General features: G+C 54.7%; 2 protein-coding genes. Both read right to left on the minus strand.

The genetic code is table 11. From position 1 onward, the window contains the following. Positions 1-168: 168 nt before the first annotated feature. Positions 169-1,254 carry a DNA cytosine methyltransferase gene (locus ACP5KC_RS10470; protein ID WP_428287553.1) on the minus strand — a complete coding sequence of 362 codons (1,086 nt, stop codon included), beginning with the start codon at positions 1,252-1,254 and terminating at the stop codon, positions 169-171. Continuing rightward, on the minus strand, positions 1,251-1,860 hold a 610-nt coding region (locus ACP5KC_RS10475; protein WP_428287554.1), incomplete at its 5' end, for a hypothetical protein. The genes ACP5KC_RS10470 and ACP5KC_RS10475, both read right to left, overlap by 4 nt.

Consider the following 1,860-nt stretch of genomic DNA (forward strand, 5'->3'; position numbering starts at 1 on the left):
GTAGATTTTCTCAACTATCTCGGCCCTAGTTCTCTGGAGAAGAAACTCCACAACCATTACCTTGTAGGGATCTTTGACCCCTCTCCAAGGGAACTTCCTGCCATGCCCCGTGTACCAGCTCTCCAGCTTCCTTGCCACGGTTCTTGCGCTGACCACGGTTGTCATTTGTTAGAGATACCCCCTGAGCTCCCTCGCCAGGGCCTCGGCCAGCAGAGGAGGCACGGCATCCCCCACCAGCACCCTTTGCTTAATAAGGGGCCCACAGAATACGTAGGTATCCGGAAATGACTGCAGCCGGGCGGTCTCCCTCACGGTGAGTCCACGTGGTTGCTCTGGATGTGCGAAGAACCATTGAGGCCTAACACCGCCGGCGGGTATCGTGGGGGAGAGGTCGTCCCACCTAAGCCTTATTCTCTGCTTGAACGTTTCGTAGAGCGGCTCTCCGGGCTTCGTCTTCCTGATGCGCTCCACGGTCCACTCAGGATGCTTTGGTGCCCTGTGATTGTAAAGTCTCACGCTACCCTCTCTCATGAGCTTCTGGTATTCGGTTTTCGGCTCGCTTTCATAGCTCCTCTTCTCCTCTCCCGGCATCAGGTGCGGCAGATCTGAAATGGCATCCCACACCGTAACGTATGGCTTCGCACACGACCCCACATCTTCATCTACAAGCGCGCAGAGGCTCGTCGGCGAGCCGTGCGTGGGCCTCGGGGGCTCAAATTTCTCCCTTGAAGTGGTGCCGATAAAGAATAGTCTTTCCCTTTTCTGTGGGACCCCATAGTTAGCGGCGTCCAGCGTGAAGGATCTAACGTTGAACCCCAGCTTTCTCATATCCTCTTCGATGATTCGCCTGAACGACTCGTTTTCTCTTCTAAGAAGCCCTGGAACGTTCTCTATCAGCGCCGCCTTGGGTCTGAGAAATTTAACGACTCTCATGAACTCCACGAAGAGGTAGTTTCTGGGATCGGAAGGATCGTACCTTCTGTTCAGAAGCGAGTACCCCTCGCACGGTATTCCAGCGACGACGAGGTCGACTCCCCCTCGCTCAATCCCCGCCGTGTCCAGTATCTCCTCCACGGTTACCTTTCTAATGTCTTTATTTACCCACGCGATCTCCGGGTTGTTAAAGGTATAGGTCCTTATCGCATCCCAGTCCACGTCGAGACCTAAAATTACCCTGTAATCGGCTCGCTTAAAGCCCAAGGTGAGGCCCCCCGAGCCGCAGAAGAGATCTATCACCGTTGGTTTGTCTTTCATCGTCTCAGTCCCGCCCTCACAAGCTTTCGTACGCTTTCAATGTTTGCTTTGAGGACAGAGCGAACCACAACCCCGGCAAGGGCACCGAGGGTTTCATCCGCTGGCTTCTCGGCCTCGATGCCCAGTCTTCTGCACGCCATCAGTATGAAATCCAGAACCCTGAAGCGATCGTAGTCTCTCTTGTAGAGCTCGGTGAGCGTTCCAACAACGGCGTCGGCCCCCCCGCCCTCCTCTACCGCCCTTAACACCTCGTCAACGGCCTTGGTAAATGTATTCCCGGACTCTTCTTGGTGTTCTCGGCGACCCTCAAGCCAATTCTTTATCTCGCGAAGCTTCATTTCTGGTGTGTCCGTATCTACCGCTATTTCTCTTGCGCCTGCGGCTCTATAAAGCTCTTGGTAGAGGTCCTCCTGTGTCTCCACAAGCTCCTTCAAAAGCGCTCTGACCCTCTCTGCCCGAGGACCCGCTCCGCGGAGCAGACCCCTTATCTCGCTTCTCTTATAGGTTTCTATGCCCCTCCTTTGATCGAAGCCGTACTTAGACAACTCCCCCTCGAGTGCCCTAATCCTACTTCTTAAGTGGTCCACTCGTGTAGAAACCTCCATA

This window comes from Infirmifilum sp., assembly GCF_049970975.1.
Taxonomy (GTDB): Archaea; Thermoproteota; Thermoprotei; order Thermofilales; family Thermofilaceae; genus Thermofilum; species Thermofilum uzonense.

Coding starts and splice junctions, on each gene's coding strand:
- ACP5KC_RS10470 (WP_428287553.1), bottom strand. CDS start 1,254: ATGAAAGACAAACCAACGGTGATAGATCTCTTCTGCGGCTCGGGGGGC.